Origin of the sequence: Streptosporangium roseum DSM 43021, assembly GCF_000024865.1 — a bacterium.
GTDB lineage: Bacteria > Actinomycetota > Actinomycetes > Streptosporangiales > Streptosporangiaceae > Streptosporangium > Streptosporangium roseum.
On sequence record NC_013595.1, the window covers coordinates 5,418,625 to 5,445,545 of the forward strand.

19 protein-coding genes and 3 pseudogenes are annotated in these 26,921 nt (G+C 70.5%); 11 read left to right on the forward strand and 11 right to left on the reverse strand.

Features of this window, described 5'->3' with window-relative positions; all coding sequences use genetic code 11:
• Positions 1-14: 14 nt before the first annotated feature.
• Positions 15-2,516 (forward strand): alpha-L-rhamnosidase, encoded by a 2,502-nt coding sequence (locus tag SROS_RS23715; protein WP_169369358.1) that lies wholly within the window; start codon positions 15-17, stop codon positions 2,514-2,516.
• Positions 2,517-2,721: 205 nt separating this feature from the next.
• Here the strand turns inward: SROS_RS23715 and SROS_RS23720 are convergent, their stop codons facing one another.
• The 5 genes from SROS_RS23720 to SROS_RS23735 all read right to left on the reverse strand — a co-directional run bounded on the left by SROS_RS23720 (position 2,722) and on the right by SROS_RS23735 (position 13,087).
• Positions 2,722-6,696, reverse strand: a complete 3,975-nt coding sequence (locus SROS_RS23720; protein WP_012891449.1) for a S8 family serine peptidase — start codon at positions 6,694-6,696, stop codon at positions 2,722-2,724.
• A gap of 60 nt (positions 6,697-6,756) precedes the next feature.
• Complete coding sequence (locus tag SROS_RS51125; protein WP_012891450.1) at positions 6,757-6,906, reverse strand: hypothetical protein; 150 nt, start codon at positions 6,904-6,906, stop codon at positions 6,757-6,759.
• A 71-nt stretch (positions 6,907-6,977) separates the two neighbouring features.
• The gene (locus tag SROS_RS23725; RefSeq protein ID WP_012891451.1) at positions 6,978-9,851 is read right to left on the reverse strand and encodes a helix-turn-helix transcriptional regulator; all 2,874 of its coding nucleotides are present in this window, start codon (positions 9,849-9,851) and stop codon (positions 6,978-6,980) included.
• Positions 9,852-10,189: 338 nt separating this feature from the next.
• Entirely contained in the window at positions 10,190-11,659 is a 1,470-nt protein-coding gene (locus tag SROS_RS23730; RefSeq protein ID WP_012891453.1) for an MFS transporter, read from the reverse strand.
• A gap of 513 nt (positions 11,660-12,172) precedes the next feature.
• Positions 12,173-13,087, reverse strand: a complete 915-nt coding sequence (locus SROS_RS23735; protein WP_245564237.1) for an LLM class flavin-dependent oxidoreductase — start codon at positions 13,085-13,087, stop codon at positions 12,173-12,175.
• Positions 13,088-13,262: 175 nt separating this feature from the next.
• Here SROS_RS23735 and SROS_RS23740 point away from each other — a divergent pair, with 175 nt between their 5' ends.
• The 3 genes from SROS_RS23740 (at position 13,263) to SROS_RS23750 (ending at position 15,359) form a co-directional block, all read left to right on the forward strand.
• Complete coding sequence (locus SROS_RS23740) at positions 13,263-13,733, forward strand: VOC family protein (RefSeq protein WP_012891455.1); 471 nt, start codon at positions 13,263-13,265, stop codon at positions 13,731-13,733.
• A gap of 576 nt (positions 13,734-14,309) precedes the next feature.
• Positions 14,310-14,606, forward strand: coding sequence for a class I SAM-dependent methyltransferase (locus SROS_RS23745; RefSeq protein WP_281048036.1), 297 nt, complete (start codon positions 14,310-14,312; stop codon positions 14,604-14,606).
• A 126-nt stretch (positions 14,607-14,732) separates the two neighbouring features.
• Positions 14,733-15,359: a hypothetical protein gene (locus tag SROS_RS23750; RefSeq protein ID WP_043652778.1), complete on the forward strand. Its 627-nt coding sequence runs from the start codon at positions 14,733-14,735 to the stop codon at positions 15,357-15,359.
• A gap of 43 nt (positions 15,360-15,402) precedes the next feature.
• On the opposite strand, the pseudogene SROS_RS47730 reads toward SROS_RS23750, so the two are convergent.
• Positions 15,403-15,770: pseudogene (locus SROS_RS47730) on the reverse strand (transposase); the annotation flags it as partial.
• A 95-nt stretch (positions 15,771-15,865) separates the two neighbouring features.
• Between SROS_RS47730 and SROS_RS23755 the strand changes: the two are divergent.
• From SROS_RS23755 to SROS_RS23770, 4 genes are all read left to right on the forward strand, one after another.
• Positions 15,866-16,228 carry a Tn3 family transposase gene (locus tag SROS_RS23755; RefSeq protein ID WP_169369360.1) on the forward strand — a complete coding sequence of 121 codons (363 nt, stop codon included), beginning with the start codon at positions 15,866-15,868 and terminating at the stop codon, positions 16,226-16,228.
• 100 nt (positions 16,229-16,328) lie between these two features.
• The gene (locus tag SROS_RS23760; RefSeq protein ID WP_012891456.1) at positions 16,329-17,474 is read left to right on the forward strand and encodes an amidohydrolase family protein; all 1,146 of its coding nucleotides are present in this window, start codon (positions 16,329-16,331) and stop codon (positions 17,472-17,474) included.
• A gap of 32 nt (positions 17,475-17,506) precedes the next feature.
• Entirely contained in the window at positions 17,507-17,917 is a 411-nt protein-coding gene (locus SROS_RS23765; protein ID WP_012891457.1) for a hypothetical protein, read from the forward strand.
• The gene (locus tag SROS_RS23770; protein WP_012891458.1) at positions 17,914-19,413 is read left to right on the forward strand and encodes a multicopper oxidase family protein; all 1,500 of its coding nucleotides are present in this window, start codon (positions 17,914-17,916) and stop codon (positions 19,411-19,413) included. Before SROS_RS23765 ends, SROS_RS23770 begins: the two co-directional genes overlap by 4 nt.
• A gap of 462 nt (positions 19,414-19,875) precedes the next feature.
• Here SROS_RS23770 and SROS_RS23775 read toward each other — a convergent pair whose 3' ends face one another.
• Positions 19,876-21,381: a carboxylesterase/lipase family protein gene (locus SROS_RS23775; protein ID WP_012891459.1), complete on the reverse strand. Its 1,506-nt coding sequence runs from the start codon at positions 21,379-21,381 to the stop codon at positions 19,876-19,878.
• 426 nt (positions 21,382-21,807) lie between these two features.
• On the opposite strand from SROS_RS23775, the pseudogene SROS_RS47740 reads away from it, so the two are divergent.
• Positions 21,808-22,026 (forward strand): annotated as a pseudogene (locus SROS_RS47740) (ISAzo13 family transposase); the annotation flags it as partial.
• Positions 21,980-22,300 carry a hypothetical protein gene (locus SROS_RS49840; protein ID WP_169369362.1) on the forward strand — a complete coding sequence of 107 codons (321 nt, stop codon included), beginning with the start codon at positions 21,980-21,982 and terminating at the stop codon, positions 22,298-22,300. The pseudogene SROS_RS47740 and the gene SROS_RS49840, both read left to right, overlap by 47 nt.
• 348 nt (positions 22,301-22,648) lie before the next feature.
• Here SROS_RS49840 and SROS_RS23780 read toward each other — a convergent pair whose 3' ends face one another.
• Positions 22,649-23,653 carry a HEAT repeat domain-containing protein gene (locus SROS_RS23780; protein ID WP_012891460.1) on the reverse strand — a complete coding sequence of 335 codons (1,005 nt, stop codon included), beginning with the start codon at positions 23,651-23,653 and terminating at the stop codon, positions 22,649-22,651.
• Positions 23,654-23,659: 6 nt separating this feature from the next.
• On the reverse strand, positions 23,660-24,328 hold the full coding sequence (locus SROS_RS23785) for a HEAT repeat domain-containing protein (RefSeq protein WP_012891461.1): 669 nt from the start codon (positions 24,326-24,328) through the stop codon (positions 23,660-23,662).
• A gap of 197 nt (positions 24,329-24,525) precedes the next feature.
• Here SROS_RS23785 and SROS_RS53135 point away from each other — a divergent pair.
• Positions 24,526-24,809: pseudogene (locus SROS_RS53135) on the forward strand (IS110 family transposase); the annotation flags it as partial.
• An 87-nt stretch (positions 24,810-24,896) separates the two neighbouring features.
• On the opposite strand, the gene SROS_RS49845 reads toward SROS_RS53135, so the two are convergent.
• Positions 24,897-25,370 carry a hypothetical protein gene (locus tag SROS_RS49845; RefSeq protein ID WP_148269178.1) on the reverse strand — a complete coding sequence of 158 codons (474 nt, stop codon included), beginning with the start codon at positions 25,368-25,370 and terminating at the stop codon, positions 24,897-24,899.
• A 324-nt stretch (positions 25,371-25,694) separates the two neighbouring features.
• Positions 25,695-26,852 (reverse strand): trypsin-like serine peptidase, encoded by a 1,158-nt coding sequence (locus SROS_RS23790; protein ID WP_245564238.1) that lies wholly within the window; start codon positions 26,850-26,852, stop codon positions 25,695-25,697.
• Positions 26,853-26,921 lie beyond the last annotated feature (69 nt).

Below are 26,921 nucleotides of genomic sequence, written 5' to 3' on the forward strand. Positions count from 1 at the left end.
CGGATCCGGTGGGCGTGGACGAGCCGTCGCCCCGGCTGTCGTGGGACGCCCGGCTCCTCAGGGAGGCCACCGTGGTGGTGTCCTCGGACGGGCGCGAGGTGGGGCGCTCGTCCGTGCCCGCCGGATCGCACGGCGTGGACGTGCCGGATGAGCGGCTGGCGCCGCTGACGCCGTACACGTGGAGTGTGGAAGGGCACGCGACCGGCGCGTTCACCACGGGCCTGCGGGCGCGCGGTGAGTGGGACGCCCCCTGGCTGGCGGGCGACCCTCGGGCGGCGGTGAGCCTGCGCGGGTCGTTCACGTGGCGTCCCGCTCCCGGGCGCGCCTGGCTGGCCGCCACCGCGCTGGGCGTCTACCGGGCGCTGCTCAACGGGGTACGGCTGGGCGAGGAGGAGCTGGCCCCCGGCTGGACCGACTACGGCCACCGGACGCGCTATCGGCTGCTGGAGCTCACGGAGCTGCTCATGCCCGGCGAGAACGAGCTGGAGCTGTGGCTCGCTCCCGGCTGGTACGCGGGTCATGTCGCCGGCGGAGGCCCGCGCCGCTACGGCGACCGGCCCGCCGCCAGCGCCCAGGTGCTCGTGCGGGACGACGACGGGGTCCGCCGCGTGCTCGCCACGGACGCGGCCTGGACCCGGCGGGATCTCGGCCGCCCGCGCGCCGACCTGGTGATGGGCGAGACCGTCCAGGCCCCTTCCCCGCAGGTCGGACCCGCCGAGACGACGGCCGCCCCGGAGATCCTGGTGGAGGCCGACCCCGCTCCCCCGGTGCGGGTGATCGGCACGGTGCCCGCCGTGTCCGTGACCGAACCCGCGCCGGGCGTCCAGGTGGCCGACTTCGGGCGGAACGTCGTCGGGCGCGTACGACTGCGCGTCGAGGCGCCGGGCCCCGTACGGATCGTGGTGCGGCACGGGGAGGAACTGACCGCGACCGGGCGGCTCTACACCGACAACCTGCGCACCGCGGACCAGCGTGACGAGTTCGTCCTCGGCCCCGGCTCGCACGTCGTGGAGCCCGCGTTCACCCTGCACGGGTTCCGCTACGTGGAGGTCACCGGCTGGCCGGGCGCGCTGACGCCGGACGACCTGGAGGCGGTGCTGCTGTCCTCCACGCTCGCCGTCACCGGCTCGCTGACCGTGAGCGATCCCGCCGTACGGCAACTCGTCGCCAACATCGGCGCGTCGGCGGACGGCAACCTGGTGAGCGTGCCGACCGACTGCCCGCAGCGCGACGAGCGGACCGGCTGGACGGCCGACATCTCGGTGTTCGGCTCGACGCTCAGCTTCCTGCGGCACACACAGGCGTTCCTGTCCGGCTGGGTGACGACGCTGATCGACGGGCAGCGGGCCGACGGCGCGGTCCCGCATGTCGCGCCGGTCCTGCCCGAGTACGGATACGACTCCCCCGTATGGTCCGACGCGCTGGTCGAGGTGCCGTGGCTGCTGTGGCGGCGCTACGGCGACGACCGCACGCTGCGCCGCGCGTACGACCCGATGCGGCGGTGGGCCGACTACTGCCTGGCCCAGGCCGAGGGCGGCATCAGACCGGGCAGGGCCCTGGGCGACTGGCTGGCCCCCGGCACGGTCGAGACGCCCAAGAGCCTCATCGCCACCGCCGCCCTCGCCCGCAGCCTCCGCCTGGTCGCACACGTGGCCGACGTGCTCGGCGAGCCGCACGCGCCGGAGTACGGCGAGGCGTTCACCCGCGTGTCGGGCGCCTTCCAGCGGGCCTTCCTCAGCGGGCCGAGGCTGCACACCGAGACGCAGACCGGCTACGCCGTCGCCCTCGCCTGGGACCTGGTCCCGCCCGAGGACCGGACCGCGTCGGCGCAGGCGCTGGCCGAGCTGGTCCGCGCCGACGGGCACCGACTCATGACGGGCTTCGTCGGCACCCCCCTGCTGCTGCCCGTGCTGTCGGAGACCGGCCACCACGACCTGGCGTGCCGGATCTTCAACCAGGAGGGCTATCCGTCCTGGCGCTACCAGCTCCGCGCCGGGGCGACCACCATGTGGGAGCGCTGGGACGCCTGGCACCACCGGCACGGCCTGCAGACGCCGGCCATGAACTCCTTCAACCACTACGCCTACGGCTGCGTGGGCGACTGGCTGTTCCGGCACGTGGCGGGCCTGGGCGACGACCCGCGCGGGACGGGTGGCGGCTTCGGCGAGCTGCTGCTGCGTCCCGGCCCCGTCCCGCTGCTGCGCCAGGCGCACGCCCGCTACGAGAGCGCCTCGGGGACCGTCGAGTCGGGCTGGCGGGCCGGGCCCGACGGGGTCCAGTTCACGTTCGCCGTCCCGGAGGGCGTGACCGCCCGCGCGGTGCTGCCCGTGCGTGGCGCGTGGGACGGAATGACCGTCAACGGCACCTTCCTCATGGGCCTCAGCGAGCAGCTGCCGACCACCAGGCTGGCCGACGGGGGCTGCGCCCTGAACCTGCCGCCGGGCCGCTGGTCGTTCACGGCCCCCGCGGCGGCCACGGCCTACCTGCTCCAGGAGTGGGACGACCTGGGCCGGTGAGCTGGTTGTGAGGCTTGCGGTCACCACTCATGTTGCTTTTCGTCACTGAGTGGTGACTTCGGGCGTGGCAGGTGTGTGCCGGCGGGACGGGTGACAGCAGGCTGCCTCCGCCGGTGCTGACCCGCGACATCACCTTCCCGAACCGCCCTCCGAAGGGCGAGCCCGGCCCGCCCTCTGGATGGAGGGCGGGCCGGTCGGTGAACTGCTAGCGCAGCGGGAAGACCCGGGTGCTGGTCTGCTTGACCCGGTTGCCCGCCTCGTCCCACGCCTCGGCCCTCAGGCTGACCGCGCCGGTGGTGGCGCGCAAGGCGGAATACTTGACACTGGCCGTGTACAGGCCGCCTGAGCCGCGCTTGAGCGTGACGGGCTGCCAGGTGGCGCCGTCGTCGGTGCTCGCCCACAGCTTCAGCCCGGCGATCTTCGGCATCCTCGCCGTCGACCGCGAATGGTAGGCCTCGACCTGGAAGGTGTGCTTGCGCCCCGCCGCCACGGCGTTGCCGGGGTCGCCGCCCAGCGCGTAGCTGACGAACACCGCCGGCATGGGCCTGCAGTGCTCGCCGTACCCCTCGACGAACCACGAGGTGCAGGCGGCGCCGGGCTGGACCGCGTCCTTCGCGGGTGGCCCGGTGAAGGTCCACTCCACGTCGTTCGTGGCGCTCTTGGCCGTCAGCCGGTAGACGCCCTCGGAGGCCGGCAGGGTGAACCGCGGCGCGTTGCCCGCCAGCGGCTCGACCCCCTGGCGCGGGATCTCCTTGCCGTCGCGGTACAGGTGCGTCTCGTACATCGGGGTGAACATCTGCCCGGTCGACCAGTAGTCGTCGCTGTCGACGCGGGAGTCCGCGACGCCGGAGACCTCGGAGAAGTCGGCCCACAGCTTGTCGCCCTGCACGCAGATCGCGCAGTTGATTCCCAACCCCTGCTCCTTGAGCACCCCGGCCTTCGGGTCGGGCAGCGCGGCCGCCGCGTCGGACACCGTCGCGGCGCCAGGCGTGCCGGGCGCGAACCACACCTGCCCGGTACGGCCCGGCCGCTTGTAGACCTCCGTCAGGTAACGGCTGTGCACGCCGTTGGTGCCCTTGGGGTCGGGCGCCATGCCGCGGATGTGCACGACGGAGGGGTCGGTGGGCCAGACGTACTCCGTGCGGACCTGCGGCGCGATGCCGGCGACGTCGGCGTCGGAGGGCGAGACGCTCCAGCGCTGGGCGTCGTCCTGCTTGTAGGCGAGAGTCCACTCCCAGTAGCCGCCCGGCTTGGACGCGTGAATGTCCAGATCGACGCGGGCGACGTCCCGCTCGCGCACCGTGTAGTGCATCGACGAGGGGATGCGCCCCTCCTCGTACGGCGAGAACGCGTAGGTGTAGGGCGAGTGCGGCGTGCCTGTCACCCGGATGGTGAGCGGGCCGCGCCTGGCCTGCTCACGCAGCGCGAGACCCTCCTTGGTGGACACGTACGCGTTGGCGATGCCGAGCGGCTTGGGGTCGCCCGTGAACGGCTTCTGCCAGATCGGCAGCGGGATGGGGCAGCCGGAGTCCTGCGTGGGGTAGATCACCAGGCCGGCGGCGCCGGCGTCCCTGACGGCGCCGATGCGCTCGATCTGCACGCCGCAGGTCGGGTTGCCGAGGAAGTCGACCGTTCCCTCGGCCGCCATCAGGACGAGCCTGCCGCGCAGGTCACGCCCGGCGAGCTCCTCGGGGGTGCCCTGGCCGACGTCGGTCAGGAGCAGGTCCTTGGTCCCGGTGAACGGCGTCCAGTCAGGGTGGTGGTTGACCTCTCCCTGCCAGTGGAGGTTCGCCGCCGGGTTCAGCTCCATCTTGCCCCGGCCACGCACGCTCATGGCGATCTCGGACTGCCCGAGCGTCCACTGCGTGGCGAAGCGGAAGGCGCCCTTGGTGACCTTCTTGGTCGGCAGCACCCACAGCTTGCCCCAGGAGCCGATCGGCACCGTCTGCAGCACCGACCCGGCGAAGACCTCGCCCCTGGCGTTCGTGCGCTGGTAGAAGCTGGTGAACGCGTTGTTCAGCGGCTCGGCCGGCTGGGGCGTGCTGAAGCGGACCTGGCTGGCCTTCCTGGCGTCCATCGTGATCTCGGTGTCGCCCGTGATGGTGAGCTCGGGGTCGAACAGCCAGACCCGGTTGCTCCTGCTGTCGGCGTCGGTCCACTCCATCACCTGCAGGACGCTGACCGTCCCGGCCGGGACGCGGGTGACCACGACGCCCTCGTCGACGATCAGGTGCGGGCTCAGGTGGCCCTTGCGTCCTTCGAGGTCCACGACGTCCTGGGCGAAGGGGGTGCGCGGCTTGCCGTCGCGGCCCAGGGTGCGGATGGTCAGCTGGTAGGTCGGGGCCTCCCGCACCGCGCCCGCCGGGGTGGTCAGGCGCACGCCGTCGGCCTGCGCGGTGACCGCGCCGCTGTAGGTGCCGAGTTCCAGGCCCTGGGTGACGAGCGTGACGGTGGTGGCGGCCGTGCCCTTGGCCGGGACGGTGAGCGTGGCGTCGGCCGTGCTCAGCCGGGTCTCGCCCATGGCCGCCGTGAGCGTGAGGGTGACCGGCTGGTCGCCGAGGTTGGTGTAGGCCAGCTCGCGGGTCAGCGGCTTTCCGGACTCGTCCAACAGGCCGAAGTCGAGGTTCGGCGTGGTGGCGAACACGGTCTGCGAGGCCGCGCGGGCGACGTCGAGCCGGCCGGCGCCGCGCTGGTAGACGGTCCCGCCGACGTCCTTGACCGTCGACATCAGCGCGGCCTTGAGCTGCTGCGGCGTCCAGTCCGGGTGCACCTGTGCGACGATCGCCGCGGCGCCCGCCACGTGCGGCGTGGCCATCGAGGTGCCGGACGCCTTGGTGTAGTGGTCGTCGACCGGGCTGCCCATCGCGGTGCCGGAGGCGCGCGCGGCGGCGATGTCGACGCCGGGCGCGGTGATGTCCGGCTTCAGCGCGGCGTCGCCGACGCGCGGCCCCTGACTGGAGAACCAGGCCTGCTGGTCGGCCTTGTCGACGGCGGCCACGGTCAGCGCCGCGTCGGCGGTGCCGGGCGTGGAGACGCTCTCGGGCGTGCCGACGTTGCCCGCGGCGATGACGAACAGCGCGCCGGTGGCGGCGGTCAGGTCGTTGACCGCCTGGCTCATCGGGTCGGTGCCGTCGGTCGCGTTCGCGCCCAGGCTCAGGCTGACCACCTTGGCGCCGCTCGCTGTGGCCCACTCCATGGCGTCGACGATCCCCGACTCCGTGCCGCTGCCGGAGTTGTCCAGCACCTTGCCGACCAGGAGCCGCGCGCCCGGCGCGACGCCTTTGTTCGCGCCGCCCGAGGCGGCGCCACTGCCCGCGACGGTGGAGGCGACGTGGGTGCCGTGACCGTGGCCGTCCTGCGCGCTCTCGTCCGGTACGAACGAGCGCGCCTCGGCGATCTTCCCGGCCAGGTCGGGATGAGCGGCGTCGACGCCGGTGTCCAGGACGGCGACGGTCACGCCCGTGCCGTCGTGCCCGCCCTTCCACGCCTCCGGCGCCCCGACCTGCGGGACGCTCTCCGACAGGTCGGCCTTGACCTTGCGGTCCAGCCAGACCTTGCCGACGCCGCCGCGCAGCCCTGCCCTGCCCTTGGCGTCCGGCTCGGCGTGCAGCGCGGCCCAGAAGGCGCCCGCCTCGCCCTTGGCGACGTCGAGTGCGGCAGCGTTGATGCTCTCCAGCGTCGCGGTGGGCACGCTGGCCGGGATGGCGTCGGCCGAGCTCTTGGCGGCGGCGAAACCCTCCGGGTACTGCACGATGACGGGCAGCCGCTCGGTCTCGGCGTCGGTGTAGCCGTTCTCGGCCAGGTACTTGACGTTGAACAGCTCGCGGTCCAGGGTGCCCGACTGGATCGCGGGGAAGGCGTCGTCGGGCAGGACGTAGACGCCGTCCGGGCCCGACCGTACGAACAGCGACGGGAAACGGCCGTCCGACCTGGGCCCGCCGGCTTGCCCGATCGCGTAGCGACCGCCGCCGGTGTCGGTCAGCGTGACCTTGTCGCCGGTGATCAGCGTGACGGTGTGCGGTCCCTTGCCCACGCCCTTGAGGGTGAGCGGCTGGTGCGGCTGCGCCTGGGGAGCCGGCGTCAGCGCCTGTGCCGTCGCGGAAGGCTGGACCGCCAGCGTGGCGGTGACCAGCGCGAGAGCCGAGGTGAGCGCGAGCGAGCCGCGCCGGAGCCGGCTCACGCCGCTCCTCTCGGTGAGGTGTGCATGCTCATGAGGGGGTTTCGCCTTTCAGGGGGTGGGTCAGAGCGGCTCGAAGCCGTCCGGTGGCTGGCTCTCCTCCGTGCCGGAGTCCTCGGACACCTGCTGCGTGCTCGCGGGCTCGTCCGGCTGGAGCTCGGGCTGCGGTGGATCGGGCACGCGATCGGTGCGTGCGGGCGTGTCTTCGGGCATGAGGAAAGAGTCACGCGCACCCCGCGAATGGAGATATGGGGCAGATATGGGGTGAACACCCCAATTCAGGATCAGGAACCTGGGGTGCCTCCCAAGTGACGCCCCAGTTCGGTGCGCGAGCGCGCGCCCAGCTTGCGCATGGCCACGCCCAGGTGCTTGTCGACCGTCTTCGGCGACAGGAACATCTGCCGGGCGATCTCCTGGTTGGTCAGCCCCTTCGCGGCGAGCCTGGCGACCTGCGACTGCCGGGCGGACAGGCCCTCCGCCTCGCCGTCCTGGCCCGGCCGTATCCGGCTGGTGGGGCGCAGGCCCCAGCGGCGGCCGAGCTGGGTGGCCCGGTCGAGGTCCCAGCGGGCCTCCAGCCGGGTGTATGCCTCGATGGCCCGCGTCAGCGCGGGTCCGGCCCCCGGATCGCCGAGCGCGAACAGGCAGGCGGCCTGCTGCTCGACGGCCTGGGCCGCGTCGTAGAGTGCGGGCAGCTCCGCGTAGGCCGCGGCCGCCTCCCCGTACCGCTCGGCGGCCCGCGCCCACCGCCCGGCGTGCGCGTCCAGATGCCCGTACGCCTGCGCCAGAGCCGGTACGGCCAGCGGCGCGTCCATGCCACGTAACCGGATCTCATAGCGGCGGACCAGCTCGGCGGCCTCCGGCTGCCGGCCGGCGGACAGCAGTGCCTCCGTCACCGCGGCCACGGCCCGCACCCCTATCGGCCACAGGTCCCTGGCCTCCCACCCGGCGACCACGTCGGCCGTCTCCGCGAGCGCCACCCCGGCTCCGTCGCCGACGGAGGCGAGCCGCAACAGCGTGGTCACCGGAGCGGCCGCCATGTCGAGGTCGCCCCGCACCCGCAGGTCGCGGATCAGCCCGGCGAGCATGACCCGCGCGGCGTCGAGCCGGCTGGGCGCCGGAGCCAGGCAGGCCACGATGAGGTCGACGTGAAGGCGTTCATGCGGGCGGTTGCCGCACTGCTCGCGCAGCTCGGTGAGCTCCTCGCGCAGCCCGTCCCACGCGCCCCCGTAGTAGCGCGCCAGCGCCAGGCTGGCGCGTAGCGAGAGATCGTCCCGGGCGGAGCCGCTCGCCCCGCGACCGGCGTCGAGGGCCGCCTCCAGCAGCCGCATCGCCACCCGGTGGTGTCCCGCGTCGACAGCGGTGCCGCCGATGGACCTGTAGGCGCCGACCTCCCGGCGGCCGACCGGACGGCCACCGGTCTCCTCCAGGATCCGCTCGGTCAGCGCCCACCAGCGAGGATCACCTGAACTCACGAAGATCATCGCGACCTTGCCCAGCACGAACACCCTCGGCCCCGGCTCGCCGTCGGCGGGCACGGTCTCCAGGGCGCGCTCCAGCCAGGGCAGGCGCTCGGCGAACGGCACGTCCGTCGTGGTCGGCACGCCCATGCCGACCATGGCCCAGGCGGCCAGCTCCGGCAGCTCCACCAGGTCGGGTATCGCGTCCGCGAACGCCTGCCGTACCCGCAGATCGTCGACCCTGATGGTGTCGAGGTACAGGGCGAGCAGGATGCGCAGTTCCCCGCGCAGGCTCCGGGGCAGGTCGTGGCGGAGCGCCTCCTCGAGCATCTCGCCGATGGCGGGGATGCGCAGCGTGTAGGTGGCGGCCCAGCCGAGGCGGATGGTCAGCTCGGCCCGCCGTACCGGATCGAGACCGGCGTGCCGGAGCACCTCCTCCAGCAGGCGCGCGGCCTCGGCGTCGTTGCCCAGCCCCACCGCGTGCTCGGCCGCCGCGACCGCCGCCGCCACCCACTCGTCCGGACGGCCCGCGTGACGCAGGTGGTGGGCGACCTGCCCGAGCGGGGTGGGCCGCAGGGTGCGGATCGCCACGGCCGCAGCGGCGTGCAGCGCCTGGCGGCGTCCGAGCGTGACACCCTCGTAGACGGCTTCGGCGGCCAGCACGTGGCGGAAGGCCACGAGGCCGCCCTGCTCGGTGAGCAGTCCGGAGTCCAGCGCCTCGTCCAGCGCCTCGGTGCCGCTCACCCCTGCCACCTCGACGAGCATCGCGGCGGGCACGGCCAGCCGCAGCACGGCGGCCGCCTCCGTGACCGCCCGCGCGCCGGCCGGCATCCTGCCCACACGTTCCTGCACCGGGGCGCGCACGCCCGCCGGCACGTCCAGCTCGTCGAGGGCGCGGCGGGCCCAGCCGCCCTTCCACCGGATCAGCTTGCCCTGCGTGCGCAGCATCGCCAGCAGTTCCTGGACCGCGAGCGGCAGCCCGGAGGAGCGGGCGCACAGGTGCTCGGCGAACTCGGCCGACACCTCCTGGGTCTGCAGGATGGCCGCCGCGAGCGCGCGGGTGCCGGCCACGTCCAGCGGACGTAACGCGAGGTGCTCGCTGGTGATCGTGTCAGCGGGACGCGTGGTCACCGCACGCAGCGCCGGATCGGCCTCCTCGCCCCGGTAGGTCAGCACCACCGACAGCCCGGCGGGCAGCGCCCGTACCAGATAGGCGAGAAACTCGACCGTCTGCTGGTCGGCCCAGTGCAGGTCCTCCAGCACCAGCACCGCCGGGCCCAGCGCGGCCAGCACCTCCACCAGCCCGCGCAGGACCCGGTGCAGCTCCGCCGCCCGATCCTCCAGCGACGGCGGCGCCTGCGGCAGCACGTCCTGCAGCTCTGGCAGCAGCGCGCGCAACGCTCCCGTCACCGGCGACAGGGCGGCACCGCTCAGCTCGGTGGCCCGCCCGCGCAGCGCCTCCACCACCGGACCCAGCGGGAACGGCTCTCTGACCTGGCCGCAGCCGCCCTTCAACCACCGCAGCCCCGCGACTTCCGGTCTGACGGCCAGCTCGGCCACCAGCCGCGTCTTGCCGATCCCGGCCTCGCCCTCCACCACGACCACTGACGGCACCGCCACCACCGCCGCGACCAGCCGGTCCAGCTCGGTCTCACGCGCCACCAGAACCGGCGACACCGTCCGACCCGTACCTGTGATCACGGCACGACCTTACACATCACGCGAAGCGCGCGAATAGGACTACCAGCCGGATGTGCGTTGTTCGGGTGACAAACGGCGACACGTCCCGCAGGCCGGACGTGATCACCCGCTGGATGCACTCCATCCCCATGTGATCTTCACTCACTTCCTGGATGCATGGCATGCACCCCTGCTCAACGCGTCCTTGACCCTCGTCACCCCCGCCCCCGCCCCCGGCCACTGCCCACGCCCCGATCGCCGACCCCGACCCGCGCCGGGCGGAATGCCCCTGCGGAGCCGCGGACAACGAGGTGAGGTGGGGCGGCGGCGGCGACCGGACGCCGGAGCCGCGGACGCCGTCAGCCGGCGGGGCGCAGGTCGGCGGCGTCCGGGTCGGGCACGGGCTGGGACGCGGCTGCGGCGACCTGGGCACGCGGACCGGGAAGCCTGAGGGCGGCCAGGACGGCCGTCAGCATGACGGCGCCCAGGACGTAGACGGCGGCGCGCATTCCCTCGGCGGAGGCGGCGCGCAGGGCCTGCCCGGCCAGCCCTTCGATGTCGTGGTTGGCGACAGCCACAAGAACCGCCAGACCCGCGGCGGTTCCCACTTGCAGCGCGGTGGAGGCCACCCCGGAGGCCAGGCCCTGTTCGTCCGCCGAGACGCCGGTGCCGGCGGCGATCCACATGGCCTCGTAGGTGATGCCCATGCCCAGACCGATGACGACGACCCCGGCCAGGACGGTGAGGACGGATCCGTCCGCGTGCATGCCGGGGGCCAGGAGCGCAGCGCCCACGGCGTTGACGACGATGCCGGTGATCAGCGTGCTCCGGGTGCCGAAGCGGTGGATCAGCCGCTCGCTGAGGAAGTTGCCGGCCGTGATCGATAGGGTCGGGCCAAGGAACGCCAATCCGGTCTCCAGGGCGCTGAAGCCAAGGACGTCCTGGAAGTACAGGGTCAGGAAGTACGGCACGGCTTGCATCGTCAGCCCGAAGACGAGGATGACCACGACCGCTCCGCTGAGCGCGCGGTTGCGGAACAGCCGCAGCGGCATCAGCGGCGTCCGGCCGCGGGCCTGGACGCGTAGGAACGTGGCCAGCAGGACCGCCGCGAGAACGGCCGCGGCGATCACCTCGGCCCGCGCCCAGCCGACCTCGGAGCCGTGCGCGACCGCGAAGATCAACAGCGTGATGCCCGCGGTACCGGTCAGGGTTCCGGGCACGTCGACGCTTCCTCTGGTGACGCGGCCGTCGGGGGGCAGCAGGGCGAAGGCGGCGACGGCGCCCGCGGCTGCCAGCGGGACGTTGACGTAGAACACGGCCTGCCAGCCCAGGGCCTGGGTGAGCACCCCGCCGGCCAGTGAGCCCGCTGTGAGCCCGCCGGCGCCCGCCATGGCCCAGACCGTCAGCGCGCGGTTGCGCTCCCTGCCTTCGGCGAAGGCGGTGTTGACCAGGGCCAGCACCGCGGGGAACAGCACCGCGCCGGCGAGGCCCTGCAAGGCGCGCGCGGCGAGCAGCACCGCCGGCGCCGTGGCCAGGCCGCCCAGCACGGAGGCCACGCCGTACAGCGCCATGCCGAGCACGAACATCCGCCGGCGTCCCATCAGGTCGGACAGCCGACCGCCGAGCAGCAGGAAGCCTCCGTAGAGGACGGCGTACGCGGTGACCACCCATTGCAGGGTGTGCGGTGTGAAGCCGACATCGGCGGCGATGTCGGGCAGGGCCACATAGATGATGGTGAAGTCGAGGCTGATGATCAGGTGCCCGAGCGCGAGCAGCGCGAGGCTCCATCCCAGCCGTCGGCTGCGGGCCGGGGACTGAGCTGTGGACATGGGTGTGCCTTTCGTCCGTGCATGGTTCGGTGGCCTGTCATGGCTGCACCGGGACCGGCGGACATTTGTTGGCACACCCCTTGAGGGCACTGGGATGGGCGGCGCCCGGGCTCGGTCCGTCCGGTCCGGTCATCGCTCCTCCCCTCCCTGCGTGCTCTGCGCTGTCTTCGGTACGACTATGCCGCTCGCCGCGGTCCACGGCATCGGACAACCGGTCAGCATGGCCCGGGACCTTGGACCTAGGACCACCGGAGGTCTCCGCGGCGAGATCGACTCCGTACCCTGGACCTCGCGGCTGCGATGCCGGTACGGCCGGCCCCGGCCGTGTGGCCGCCCTGGCGGCGATGGGGCTGCCGCTGGCGCTGCAGGGGTTCGACCGGAATACGGCCTCATCGGTAACGGCTGTCCGCCGGTTCCTCGCCCCGTGCCCGCGGAATGTGGTGTCGTGATCATGGCTGCGGGAAGGGGGCGGTCATGCGAGGCGTGGAGGCGCTGCCGCCTTCCCGGCATGGCTCAGCTCAGCTCCGCTCTGGCCTCGGCGAGAGCCTCCGCCTGCCGCATCCAGTCCCCGCCGTCGAGACTGAACCCGACCATGTCGGCCCCGGCCTCGGAGTAGGCCTGGAGGCGTTCTGCCACCTGTGCCGGGCTGCCGGTGACCGGGACGGCCGCCGCCTCCGCCGGCGGCATGCGATGGATCTCCACGAGAACCTGAGTGAAGGATTCGACGGCAGCCGGGTTGTCGACAAGGATTGCGTGACCTCCCACGGAGATCGACGGGACTGCACGGTCCAACTCATGGGCGATCTCGCGCAGCCGTATCGCCTTCTTGGCCAGAGTCGCAGGGCTGACCAGGGAGGGCACCCAGCCGTCACCGTAAAGGACGGCGCGGCGCATCGCCGCCTCGGAGTTCCCGCCGATGAGAATCTGCGGGACCGAAGCAGCGGGGCCGAGGGTGATCTCCTGGTCCCCCAGCTTGGTGGGCTCGCCACGGATGAGGCCCGGCAACGCTTGTAGCGCCACGTCAGTCCAGCGCCCCCGCCCGTGAAGCGGCGCCCCGACCGCACGCCAGAACGGCGAGCCCGGGAAACCTCCGATCCCGACGCCGAGGACAACGCGGTTGCCTGACAGATGCTGGAGCGTCTGCACCTGTGTGGCGACCCATGCCGTGGGGCGCGACGGAAGGCTGAGCACACCGAACTCGAGTCCGATCTTTTCAGTCACCGTCGCGGCCCCGGCCAGAACGAGCGTGGCGTCAAAGCCCGGTGTCCCGTCGCCGACGATGAGATCGGCCATGCCGACCGCATCGTAGCCAAGATCCTCAAGATGGCGCGCCATCGCGATGTCGGGCACGCCGGTCTGCGTCAAGGGCAATGTCGTGCTGATCCGCATCATGATTCTCCTGAGCGTCGGGATCGGAATGCGGGCCACGCTAGAACCTCAAGCGGCGTTGAGGTCAACCGTCCCGACTGCCGCGATCCCTCTCCACGTTCGGCGGCGGACGCGGTGCAAGGAGGCTGGAGATCGGGACCATATCCAAGTTGACCTCATCTTTAGTTGAGGTTCTACGGTGATCCGGCAAGAGCTGCCCGAAAGGATCTGTGACATGAAAGCTGCTCCTGAGCGTTATCGATATGCTGCGATTCCGCACCTCATGGTGGAGGGCGCCGCCGAGGCGATCCGGTTCTACGCTGAGGCGTTCGGTGGCGAGGAGTTGTTCCGCATCGCCGACCCGGAAGGTCGCATAGCGCATGCCGAGGTCAGCATCAAGGGCTCGATCGTCATGGTCGGGGACGCGGATGGCCCCTTCAAAGCTCCTGGCGCCGCGAGCGGCTCGACGGTGGGCCTCCATGTCTACGTCGATGACGTGGACACGCTCAGCGACCAGGCTGTCCGTGCCGGCGCCGAGTTGCTCCAGCCTTCGACCGACATGTTCTACGGAGCCCGATCGGCCATGCTGAGGGACCCGTTCGGACACCTGTGGGTCTTTCTGACCCACACCGAAGACCTGTCGTCGAAGGAGATCGCTCGCCGCGGGACCGAGCTGCTCAGGGGTGGCAGCTTGCTCCCCGGCTGAGCGACAGACGGGCCGGAGTGACATCAGCTGTGGCGGGCGGCGAACAGCCATAGGTCATCTTGTGGCGGCCGAGCGAGCTCTGCGGTTCCTGCCGGTGGGAGTCGACGTCGCAGAGATCAGAAGGCCCTCACCGGCGACCGCCACCCGCCACTCGGGGTGTCGGCAAGAGTCGCACCACCAGGTACACAGGATTACGTCGCCGCAGGTCAGCACTCGACGGGGGCTATGACGTCGACGCGATGGTTATCCGGGGTCGTCAAGCGAACCAGGGCCTGTATGGAGTTGAGATCGGTGGGATCGCCTGCGCTTCGGTTTCCCCATCGCCATGGCGCGTGGAGACCTCACCGATGACGAGTGGTCCTTGATCGAGCCTCACTGCCACCCTCCTGCCTCAGCTCGGCTGCGTCCAGGTGAAGCCCGGCGACGACGACCCGGAACCGTTCCCGCGCGCCGGGCCGCCCGAACCACGCGATCTCCAACGAATCCGCCTCCGGGAGCGTGATCGCCATCGTGGACGAGGGCAGCCCGCGATGAACGCCGACCGGACCGGAGATCCTCGGCCATCCCGCCACCGCCCTGGAGCTCGGCTCCGGTCGTGGCAACGCGGTCGCTGCGCCGGCCGGCCGCGGGGTGCGGGCGACCGGTGTCGACTTCTCCCCCGCCCACTGCGCACAAGCCCGCACCCGGTGGGCTCACCTGCCCGGCGTCCGCTCCGTCCAGGCCGACGTCCTGGACCACCTCGCCGCCGCCGACCAGCGGTGGGAGGCGATCTACTCGATCTGGGGAGCGTGCTGGTTCACCGATCCCGTTCGGCTGCTGCCGCTGGTCTTGCCCACTCGGGCTGCCGGGGTTCTCGAACGTGACTCTGCGTAATTGAATACGTCATCGCCTTGTGTAGTTCTACGGATCCCGCCGATTGCTGTCATCGGCCACAATCAGGCACCTACAGGTGTACGGCCACGCCCACGTAGCCGTACGATCACCCGATCAAGGACCGCGATGTCGATATACGAGAGCCTGGCAATCCTTCACCGCGCCGCCGAATCCGGAACGGTCATCATCACGGCGTCGGAGCCCGCCTCCGCCGAAGCCGTCCGCGACCGCGAGACAGGGCTGAAGCCCCATTTCGGAACCGTCGACTGGACGGCTCCGCCCAGCTACCGGGCCTTCCTCGCCGAGCACAACACCTTTGCCGGTAAGCGCTGGGACGTCTCATCCAACAGGTACATCGAGTTCGTCGTCGTCGGTGACGATGCCATCGTTGAGCTGAACTCCGATCTCGTGCATATGCCCGAGCATGTGGACCGCGGCGACGGCCGGTGGCTGTCCACCAACCACCTGGTCGGCTTCGCCCTCGCCGACGCAGACAACGAGGCGGTCTGGTGCTTCGCTGTCACCCAGCCGGACGCAGACGGCGAATACCCGGTCTACTACCACCACTACGACGATCAGGAAGGGCGCGCACGCTACGTTGAGGGCGGGGACTGGGAGGACCTGGCCAACTCCACCCCAGACTTCCCCACGTTCGGCGCCTGGCTGGACGCGATGGCCAACGCGTTCACCGCGCCTGAGCCACCGAGCTGGTTCGAGCAGCTGGGCTCTCCGGGCTTCTACCCGGGACTGTAGGAGGCCGTACGGATAGGGGTGCGGTCATGGTCGGCGATTCGGGCGTCCGTGCCTGCCGGATCAGACTGCACACGGTGATGATCGTGTCGGCGAGGCCGAAGAATGCGTCGACGACGGCGCGCCGCCCGTAGCAGCAGGCGATCCGGTAGAAGGCGTTCTGCCAGGCGTGGGTGCGTTCGACGTGCCAACGTCGACTGGCCTGGATGGGCGCCTTCTCGCCTTTGCGCGCGAGGCGGCCATGGAGGCCGCGTTCGTTGAGCAGAGTGCGGGTCTTGTCCGAGTCGTAGCCGGCGTCCAGGTGCACGGTGACGTCGTTGGGCAATGGACCCCCAGGTCGTCCAGGCGATCCAGAGGCGGGGCGAGCGGCGGGGAGTCGTGGCGGTTGGCGCCGGCCAGGACACGCCCCATCGGTCGCCTTTACAGTGTAGATCAATAATCTCTGCGGCATCATCGCTCGTGCATTCAGGCGCTGGGACCTCGTGCACGGAAACCGGTTGCACGTCAGCTTGCCTGTCCCTGTCAGCCTGGCCGCGCTGATCGTGGCCGAGGCGTGCAACGTCGGCCTGGTCCCGATCGAGAAACCAAACGTGCCCGCCCTGACCCGGGCCCGGCTGCTGCAGGTGGATCAGGGGCATCTGCGCGGCGAGACGATCGCGGCGGCCAATGCCCGCCCCATCTCGGCTCAGACCGAGCTGGACATCGTCCGGTGCCGGGCCGGCGGGCATATCGCCTCGGCCGACGGGTTGCGCTTCGTGGTGCCGGTGACGGCGTCGCCGGTCGCGTGGGGTGGGGTCGATGTCATGGCATACCTCCTCATCTGTCGCGACCGAAGAGCCCCGTCATGTCGTGAGTGTGACATGGACGCCTGAAATGTGATTCAAACCACGATTCCCTGTGGCGATGTCACAGCCGGCGGCCTGCATCCCTCTGTGGTGGCGTTCAAGATTTCCGACTCACAGGAGATGTTCGATGCGTACTTTGATCCGCGACGTCAGCGTGTTCGACGGCGAGCGCACCATCGCGACGGCCGACGTGGTGCTGGACGGCGATCGGATCGACTCGGTCGGCACCGATGCCGGCCATCCCGCCGACGTCGAGGTCGCCGGGGCCGGCAGGACGCTCCTTCCCGGGTTGATCGACGCGCACACCCACGTCTTCGACGGCAGCCTGGCCGAGGCCCTGCGCTACGGGGTCACCACCGAACTCGACATGTTCTGCCTCCCGCAGATGCTGCCGCGGCAGCGGCGGCTGGCCGCCGAGAACGACGACGTGGCCGACTTTCGCAGCGCGGGCACCCTGGCCACCGCGCCCGGCGGGCACCCGACCCAGCTGCTGGCGGCCCTGGCCGGCACCGTCCTGGACGGCATCGACGCGACGGCGATCGACTTCGTCTCCGATCCGGCGCAGGCACCGGCCTTCGTGGCGGCCAGGCTGGCCGAGGGAGCCGACTACCTCAAGATCGTCATCGATGACGGTACGGTGCACGGCGCCGACCTCCCCGTGATGACGCCGGAGATCGCCGCCGCCCTCGCCGCGGCGGCACACGACGCCGGACTGCGGGTCATCGCCCATGCGATCACCGCATCCGAAGCGACGATCGCGCTGGACGCCGGCGTCGACGGACTGGCCCACGTGTGGACCGACCTCGCGCAGGACGACCCGGCCTCGCAGCGGCTGGCCGAGCGGGTCCGCGCCCAAGGGGTCTTCGTCGTGACCACGCTCGCCTACTTCGAGGCGATCACCGCTCAACACCTCGAGACCGCCGACTGCGCCCGTCCCGGCAGCTCCGCCAACGCCGTCGGCGCGCTGCGGGCCCTGCGCCAAGCCGGCGTGCCCCTGCTCGCCGGGACCGACGCCACCCCGTTCGCGCCCGCCCACGGCGCCGGCATGCACCGCGAACTGCACCTTCTCACCGAGGCCGGGCTCAGCCCGCAAGAGGCGCTCGCCGCCGCGACCAGCCTCCCCGCGTGCCACTTCGGCCTGACCGACCGCGGCCGGATCGCCCCCGGCCTCCGCGCCGACCTGGTGCTGGTCGAAGGCGACCCCACGCGAGACATCACCGCCACCGGCTCCATCACCGACGTCTGGCGCCGCGGCGTCAGGCAGTCCCGTTGACCGCCTCACGCACCCGTCTTGGAGGGACTTCCATGCCCGAACGGCACACCCGCGATCCGCTGCGCCTGATGCGCGCCACCTCCCTCCTCCAATCGGCGGTCCTCTTCGCGCAGGTGGTGACGGCCGGCCTCCTGCTGGCCTCGGTGCCTGCCGGCCGGACGGCGCACGGCGTCATGGCCGGAGCCGTCGTCCTCGCCGTGCTGCTCAACCTCCTCGCCGCCGTCCTGGCCTGGCGGCCGGGCGGCGGCTCCCCGCGGCTCATCTTCAGGAGTCTGCCCATGCTCGTGTTCGCCCTGGTGCAGGCCGCCCTCGGCTACGCGCACGTGCGCGAGCTGCATGTGCCCATCGGCGCCCTGATGTTCGCCGCGAGCGTCCTGCTGCTGACGCAGGTCAGATCCGCGGGGCGGACACACCCCGACGTCGGCGCCGGAGCCGTGTCATGAACCTCACCCGGAGGCATGCGCTGCGACTGCTCGGAGCGTCCGCCGTGGCGGTGCCGGCCGCGGGGCTGCTGGTGGCCGCCGTGCGCGACCGGGTCGACACCGTCGGCCGGGTCGCGTTCACCAACCGGCTCCAGGCTCCACCGCTCGCCCCGTCGCGGCTCGACTCCGCCGGACGCCGGGTGTTCGATCTGCGCATCCGCGCCGGACAGCGTGAGTTCGTATCAGGCCGTCCGTCATCCACCTGGGGCGTCGACAGCGACTACCTCGGCCCCACGCTGCGGGCACGGCGCGGTGAGCGCGTGCTCGTCAACGTCGCCAACGGGGTGGACGAGACGACCACCCTGCACTGGCACGGCATGCACCTGCCACCGGAGATGGACGGCGGCCCCTACCAGCCGATCGAACCCGGCGCGACCTGGTCCCCCACCTGGACGATCGACCAGCCCGCCGCATCCCTGTGGTACCACCCGCACCCCCACGGACGGACCGCCCGCCACCTCTACCGGGGGCTGGCGGGCATGTTCCTGGTCGACGACAACCCCGTTCCCGGCCTCCCGCACCGGTACGGGATCGACGACGTCCCGCTCATCGTGCAGGACCGGCGGCTGGACGGGGGAAGGCTGGATCCGGACGAACCGATGTCCGGCACCACGGGCTTCCTCGGCGACCACCTGCTCGTCAACGGGATCCTCGGCCCCTACCTGGAGGTCACCACGACGAGGATCCGGCTGCGGCTGCTCAACGGCTCCAACGCACGCGTCTACGACTTCGCCTTCGCCGACGGACGCCCGTTCGCCCAGATCGCCTCCGACGGAGGACTGCTGAGCGCCCCGCACGGCACCCGCCACGTCCAGCTCGCCCCCGGCGAACGCGCTGAGATCGTGGTCGCCCTCACGCCGGGAGAACGGGTCGTGCTCCGCAGCGCCTCCCCTGCCACCGGGGCGGGCCTCGTCCAACGCGACGGCGGCGCCGACCGCTTCGACGTCCTGGAATTGCGCGCGGCCCCGACCTTGACCAACTCGCCCGAACTGCCCGACCACCTGGCCGCCCTACCGCCGCTACCGGCGCACACGGCCGTCCGCACCCGGACCTTCGAACTCGCCGAACACCACATCAACGGCAGAAAGATGGATCCGCGCCGGATCGACGCGCGCGTCGGCAAGGACACCACCGAGATCTGGGAGGTGCGCAGTGGCGACGGCACCCTGCACACCTTCCACGTGCATGACGTGCAGTTCCAGGTCCTGTCGGTCGACGACCGCAAGCCGCCCCCGGAACTGTCGGGCTGGAAGGACACCGTCTTGCTCCCGCCGGGGACCCGGATGCGACTCATCATGCGCTTCGCCGACTACGCCGACCCCCACCGGCCCTACATGTTCCACTGCCACATGCTGTACCACGAGGACCAGGGCATGATGGGCCAGTTCCTTGTCCTCGACCCTGGTCAGGCCGCCGCACCGCTGCCCCTCCCCGGCGGACACCCGTCACACCACTGAACCGGCCGACCTCACCTCGGAAGGCCGGACGGCCAGGGCCGGCGGGGAAGGGAGTGTAACCACTCCTAACGCAATGATCTGAGACGGCGCCGGCAGATCAGGGCGTAGCCGAGGCTGAGGAAGGCTCCCCCGGTCACGGTGCCGCCGGAGAGGGGGGCGGCAGGGACGGCACAGCAGGCGTCCCCGCACCAGGCTTCGCGGCCTTCCTTGACCGCGACGGCGGCGCGACCTTCCCGCCGCGGGTCCGGCAGGTGCTCCCGGCCGGCGCCTCACACATGGGACAGTCGAACGCCTCGACCGCGGCCGCCGGGTCAGCAAGATCACTCTGTCGCAGAACCTGCCGCGAGCCGTGCTGTAAGAACAGCGGTGGTGAGGGCCTTTTCGAAGGCGCGTCCTCGCCTGGCCGGCATCGGCTCACCAGGCGAGGACGCGCCCGCTGTTGCGCCTGAAGGGCAACGACGCTCAGGGCATATGTGCCCAGAAGTCGAGGCCGTGCTCGGCCACGTAGTCCGTGCCACCGATCCGTCCGGGGGCCAGGGACTGGACGTGGCCGGCGCCGACGCCGGGCCAGGCCGGCAGGTCGGCGCAGGCCGGATCACCGGAGGTGGCGAAAGCCGTCCAGTACCGGTTCATCCGGTCGGCGAGCGCGCGCTGTGCCGCCGACAGCGGCGGACCGCCGGGAAAGTCGAACTGGTACACCAACTCGCTGGAATGCTGGGCGCCGGCCGGGAACCCTGGGAGGGGCACGATCGGCGGGGCGTCCCGGTCGGCGAACTCGTAGAACCAGGTGTCGGTGTACGCGGCGAAGGCCTGGCCCAGTTCCCAGGCGGGACGCGCCCAGGCCCGGTCCGTGCAGATCTGCGCCCAGGCGAGGCTCGGTGTCGGGAAGCGGTCGAGCGCGTACCGTGTGGCGATCTCCTCCGCCGCGGCACCGAACGCCTCGGTCAGCAGGCGTGGGTAGCTCTCGGCTGTGACCGGGTTGCCGGCGAGGTCGGCGAAGAGTCCGACGAAGAAGCGCGCCTCATCGCGCGTGGTGCCCAGCATCAGCGGTATCCGGTGGAAGCGCCCGGCGGGCAGCGCCTCCTCCGGCGACTCGGGCAGGGTGGGTCCACCGAAGGCCGGCCTGATGAAGGCGTCCGAGGCCTGGAGCAGGTCCGTCACCGGAACCCGCCGGAGCTGGGCGAGCGCCGAATCGGGATCACTGCCCGGCGTGACCCACCCGTGCTCGACGGCGGTCGCGGCGCCGAGCTGGTCCAGTTCGGCCGCCGGAATCCAGCTCGGCGGGAGCGCGGGGACACCGGGGATGAAGGTGTGCGCCGGTGTCGAACCCGTCACCGCGAACGCGCTCTGCAGGATCGCCCGGTGGAACAGCCCGGCCGACGCGGGCGACACCAGATGCCCTGCGACCATAAGAGCCCCGTACGACTCTCCGAAGAGGGTCACGTTCTCCGGGTCGCCGCCGAATCGCGCGATTTCCCGCTGCACCCAGCGCAGGACGGCCTGCTGGTCCTGCAGACCGAAGGTTCCCCCGTCGGCGAGGCCCGGATGGCCGAAGCACGCCAGCACGCCGAGCCGGAAGTTCGGAGCCACGACGACGACGTCGCCGGTGACGGCGAGCCGCTGGGGATCGTAGGTGGCGGCGGTCCCGTTCGTCCCGCCGCCGCCGTGCAGCCACACCATCACCGGGCGCCCGGTGCCCGGGGCCTCCGGCACGGTGACGTCCAGCGTCAGACAGTCCTCATCGACCGCGGTGACGTCGGCGAACGACTGAGCCAACTGCGGCGCGGGGTTGCCTGGCGCGGTCGCGTCCCGGACCTCGGACCATGGTGTGACCGGCGCGGGTGGCCGCCATCGCCGCTCTCCGACCGGGGCCGCGGCATAGGGGATCCCCCTGAACGAGAGGTGTCCATCGAGTCTGCGGCCACGGATGGCGCCACTGCTCAGCTGTACGGTCACGTGCTGGGTCATCAGGTGTGCTCCCTGACCGGGGTGCGGAACGGGCTTCGGGCGAAGCTGCTGACACTTCGTAGCAATATGCCCATATTGCTACGATAGCAGTGCGACCATATTGTTTTCTGGGGGGCTGTCCCCTCCCACGCCTCAGTGATGACGATCAGCGATCGTGAGAATCGCGGCGCCCGGCGAACACCGCGGCGATGACCCGGCGCAGCACGTCCGGTGCCGAGAACGCGTCCGCGCCCGAGAGCGCGACCTGATCGGCCAGGCCCTGCGGTCGCGAGGATCATTCGGGCGGCGAGTACGGCGTCGACACCTGGCTCGACCTCACCTCGCTCCACGCCGTTCCCGACCGCCGTCATGACGTATCCGAGGAGGTCACCGCCTGCCTTCCGGGCGACATCGGCCAGGCCGGTGTCACGCAGCGCCTGAGTCTGCGCCCGCGCTGCTGGGGTCCGGGAGGCGACGGTGGCGTTGGGCGTGACCGGACTGGAGGCCGGTGACGAACCGTTGGGGCGGGTGCGTCGTCCAGGCGGAGGCCATAAGCGGTTGATCGAGCTCGATCCCGGGCTGCGGCCGGCGTTGCCGGTGCTGGTCGAGCCGGACGAGCGTGGGGACCCAATGTCGCCGCTGCGGTGGACGACGAAGTCCACTCGTAGTCGCCGAGCTGCTCACCGAGCACGGCTTCGTCCGGCGGGCTAACGCCGGCTACCGCAACGTGCGCTGGACCAGCTCCCGCCCCGATCTGCCGACGCTGCGGGTGTGGATCGGCCTCTTCCAGCCGTCGCCCGGCAGTCCTCATGGCACCGACCGGCCCGCCATCCAGATCAACGACGCCCACGACAACGGCGGCAAGGGCAAGGGTCGCGTGGTCGGGGAGCCGGCCTCGGCCGGCGCCCACGGATGCTCGCGGCCTACTGGCCGAACGTGAGTAAGAGGGGCTATGACGACCCCGACCATTGCGGCGGGGGCAATGACTGATGTCGGTGCACAGCAGGCATCCACGGCACGCTCAAAGCGTGTCGGGTGATGCATTCGATCCCCAGGCCGGACAGTCCACCGGGGTCGTCAACGCCCGTGAGGTCGCGGACGAGCAGGTCATCGGTGACGCCCGCATGGCAGTACAGACTGTGAGGTCCGCGCGGCCAGGGATGTCGAGCGCGGCATTGATCTCAGTCAGCGATCGGGTGCCGCTGGTTGGCGGGCTATCGGCACGTCCGCTGCGAGGGCAGCGCCCTCGTGGTCCGGCGCCGCGCGCAGCACCCCCTGGAAAGATCCGTCATTGTGCGTTGCGTATCCCGAGGATGTAGGTCGCGGTAAGCGCGATGGTCCGGTCCTCGTCATGTGTCAGATCCGCGAGGGCTCGTGACGCTATGGTTCCCGGGATGTCGGCGAGGGCTTGTGTCAGCCGTCGGCGTGCAGGCGGTTCAACGCTGCCGTGGGTGAGGCGATCAACGAGCCCGGTGGCGATCTGGTCCGTCAACGCGGGACGGCTCGCCAGCGCGCTCAGGGCATCGGCTGCGTCGACGTCATTCGTCCCCTCGATGACCATATCGATGAGCGTCGGGACCGCCTCGGCTATTCCGCGTGTCCCGAGTGCCAGAGCCGCATACCTGCCGACCACGATGTCGGGGTGCGTGAGGGCGTCTTTCAGCAGGGCGGTCGCCTGGCCGTTCGGAATCTCGACGATGGACTGGATGGCGCGTTTGCGCACCTCGGCCGCTGGTGAGCCGAGGCCCTCGGCCAGCAGCGCCAGGCCGTCATCGCCCGATCGTGCCAGAGCCCATCGGAGGGCTCCGGCGACGTTCGGGTCCGTCTCGTTCAGCGCTGCCTCGACCAGTGCTTCCACCGGCATCGGGGCGTCGTCGGCTGAGGACAAGGCCGCGCGCTGGCGCTTTCCGGCGCTCTTTGACCCCAATGCCTGCAGGAGTGCGACGATCTGGAGGACGTCCTCCCAGCCGGCGGGTTCTACGGCGTCGATCCGGCGTAGGCGTGTGAGCAGCTCCGTCTCAGCCGTGATGCGTTCTCGCGTCTGGCGGATGAGGTCGTCGACGAGTTCCGAGGGTGTGAAGCCGGGGTCATCGAGCGCGCGGCTGACTTCACGTAGCGACAGGCCCAAGCATCGCAGGCTCTCGATATGGAAGATTCGCTGGATGTCCTCGCTGGAGTACTCGCGATAGCCGGCGTTGGTGCGGCCTGTTGGCCGCACCAGGCCGAGCGAGTCGTAGTGCCTGAGCATGCGGGCGCTGACCCCGGACCGTTGTGCCACATCACCGATCAACACGGCCTATCACTCCTCCTGGCTGGTACTGCCGAGGGCTACGACGCGCTTGGCCTCCTCGATCGCGAACTCGAATCCGGCATCCGGGTCGCGCAACAGCCGTTCCGTGGCGATCGCGTGCGTGCGCACGCGCGGGTCGAGATCCGTCATCGCAGCGCGCAGGGTTGGCATCATCACCTCACCGAGCGCGATCAGTGCCCGGCTGAGGCTCAGCTGCATCTCACGTTCGCCACGGCCGAGCTGTGTCGACAATACTGCGGCCAATTCGGGCTCCTCGCCTTCGGGCACGAGCGCGACCGCTGCCCGCCATGCGCTCCGCGCCACCTCATCGTCGGCGTCGGACAGAAGCTCCCGGGTGATCGCCGGCCACGCTTGCCGATCCCCGATCTTGGACAGCGTGTGCAGCGCCTGGCTCCGTGCCTGCGCGCGCTCCGAGCGGAGTTCCTTGAGAAGCTCTGGGACCGTCATGGATGCCGAGTGGCGGGTGAGTGCCCACGTCAGCATTTCGCGCACGTGAAATTCGGGTTCGATCGCGCATCGTTCGATGAGCTTGTCGATGAACCGCGGGTCAGGGGTCGTGCCGACCGCCATCGCCGTCCGCAGCCGCACTGACGAGCGACTGTCCTCCAGCCCCTGGAAAGCTCGAATCATATCCGTGTCCAGTTTCTGCATGGTCATCGGGACCACCTCCTGGGCAACAGTGAAGACCTTGTCACCGTGTCAAGGTCAAGCGGAGGCACGCCAGCCCGGAGACCCCCCAGGTCTACGCCCACCCCGACAGCCTCGACCTCTCCCCCGCCGGCAAGATCGACCAACGCCTGGCCGCCGCCGTACAACGCCGCACCCGGCATACCTCCTGAGGGATCACCCGATGAGCCCCGGTGACCCGCCGCTCCGGTCCTTCGATCAAGGGTGAACACCCACCCAAGGGCGGCGACAAGGCATTGAAACGGGCCATGTCCTCGCCGCGTTCGCGTCCCTGTCCGCCCCCGAGAGCAGGGAGTACTACGACAAGAAGCGCGTCGAGGGCAAGGAACACAACGCCGCCCCGATCTGCCTCGCCCGTCGACGTTCAGACGTCACCTACGCCATACTCCGCGACCGCAAGCTCTACCGGCTTCGCCGGAAGAACCACACCCGAAAGCCCGCGGCCGCGTGACGAATCCCATAGGGACACCCTCCGCATCGACGGGACGTAAACCTTCGCTACACATTTTCCCTAACCGCCCCCAAAGGGGCGTCTTGTTTATCCTTCACAAGAGTTCGCGTTCTCGAGGATGGAGAGGAGCCTTGGCCCACAAAGCTCACGCACCCCAAGAAGTAGATCAGGAAAAGGTTCGACCGTCTGGGCATCGATAGCCTCTTCCAGATAAGGTGACGGTATACCCAGTAGCTCTTCCACCGCCTGAAGACTTCTGCGGGTCAGCTCATCATTTCGCTCCTCAATTGAGGATGCAAGAACACTCGCCAGATACCCTACGTGCTCATAAAGCGTTACCGGAATGCCCTCTTCCTCTTCCCAGTATTGCAGCTGCTCCTGAATAATCAGCCCCGTTTCGGGAACGAACCCAATAATTATTGCACGCACTTCAATGATTAGCTTCGGAAGGTCGACATTGGCGGGATCGCACACCGGATCCGATCGGCCGCTCTCTTGATCTGACATGTCCGCCTCCCGCTGACCGATAAAATCAGCTTTCCTTAACGCCTGATTGTACATCTGCGCTGAAGGTATCGGGCGTCGACCACCATCCGGGCGGATGCGACAAGGAAGAGTTCACATCGTGCAGTCCCTTTTCCCGGCGTACGGGTCGTCACATGCAGCACTGTTTACGCAGTCCCACCATCAGAACCCGAATCCGAATCCGACTATCGCTGGTTGATTTCCAGAATTCAATTCCCTTTGGTGCCGGTCTGCCATTCGGCATGACGCCGATTCTCTTTGCTTCCTCATCCGAGAGGTGCAGCCGCTGCGACAGGCCATAATGCTCTTGATCGGCACGGCCGTCCTCCTGCCTTGGCCGCAGGACGCGCCACCGGCGGATCAGCTGACGTTCGGGCCGAGGACGCTCCCCGACGGGACGGCGTCGGCCTGCTGATAGACGGCGGCCGTCTCCCCGTCGAAGTACGGCGAGGTGATCAGGTCGAAGCCGCCGTCCCGGTCCTGGTCGACGAAGAGGCTGACGCCGCCGGAGACGTACCCGAGGCGCGTGGTGTTGTCGTACCGGGTCATCCACGGACTGCCGTCGGCCCCCGGAGTCCAGTTGCCGAGCATGCCGATGTGCTCGTCGATCACCGGGTCCGCTGAGAGGTAGGCACGGTTCGCCGGCCGGCCGTAGACGTACTTGGGCAACGCGCCGGTGTAGGGCTTGATGCCGTTCGGGTGCGGCGCTGCCGGATAACCGAAGGCCAGGGTCACCTGCTCGGCCGGCTGGTTCCAGGCCAGCCCCTGCCCGCCGACGACGTCACAGAGACGGCCGGTGTTCTCCGAGGTGGCGATGTAGTATCGGCCGTCCGCGGCCGTCCACTTCACGCCGGTGAAGCTCTCGTACTCCGCGGCCGTGACCTGGGTTTTTCCCGTCACGCGCAGGCCGCCATAGACGTTGACGAAGGCGAAGTCCCGGTTGTAGTCCTCGGCGGCGTCGAAAGCGGCGTGGGTCCAGGCCTGCTTGCCGGCGTAGATGCCGTACGGGGTCTTGCCGTCGAAATAGCCGGGGATGAAGACCCACTCCGCCATGACCTGGCCGGTGGCGGCGGGGTCGTACACACAGTGGCCGGACGTGGCGACGACGTTGCGGTGCGCCGACTGGATCGAGGTGGCCGAGCACCACCGCTCCTTGCCCTGGTTGTCGATGAAGAACACCTTGCCGATGGTCTTGGGCAGTGTGATGGTCTCCGAGGTGCCGGAGCCGGGGACGGTGCCCGCTGCTTCGGCCGGAGCGACGGAGCCTGGAGCGCCGTCCGGGGTGGGCGCGGGGCCCCAGGTCGTACTGGGCGTGTACGTTTCCGGCCCGAAGGGGACGGCTCGCTTCAACGCCGCGGAGCCGTTGGCGATCCAGAAGCCGATGGCCGCGACGGCGTCGCCGTTGCCGTTCAGCGGGTCGCTCGCCCAGGTGCCGGTGGCCCGGGCGGTGCCGGTGAGGCAGGTGGCCAGCAGGCCGGTGGCGAGCATGGCGCCGCCCACGAAAAGGAACCGCTGCAAGGCTGTACTCCTCATATGTGATCTCTCCCGGGAGGAGATCGGACTCTACGAGGGGCGAACCTACGCGTG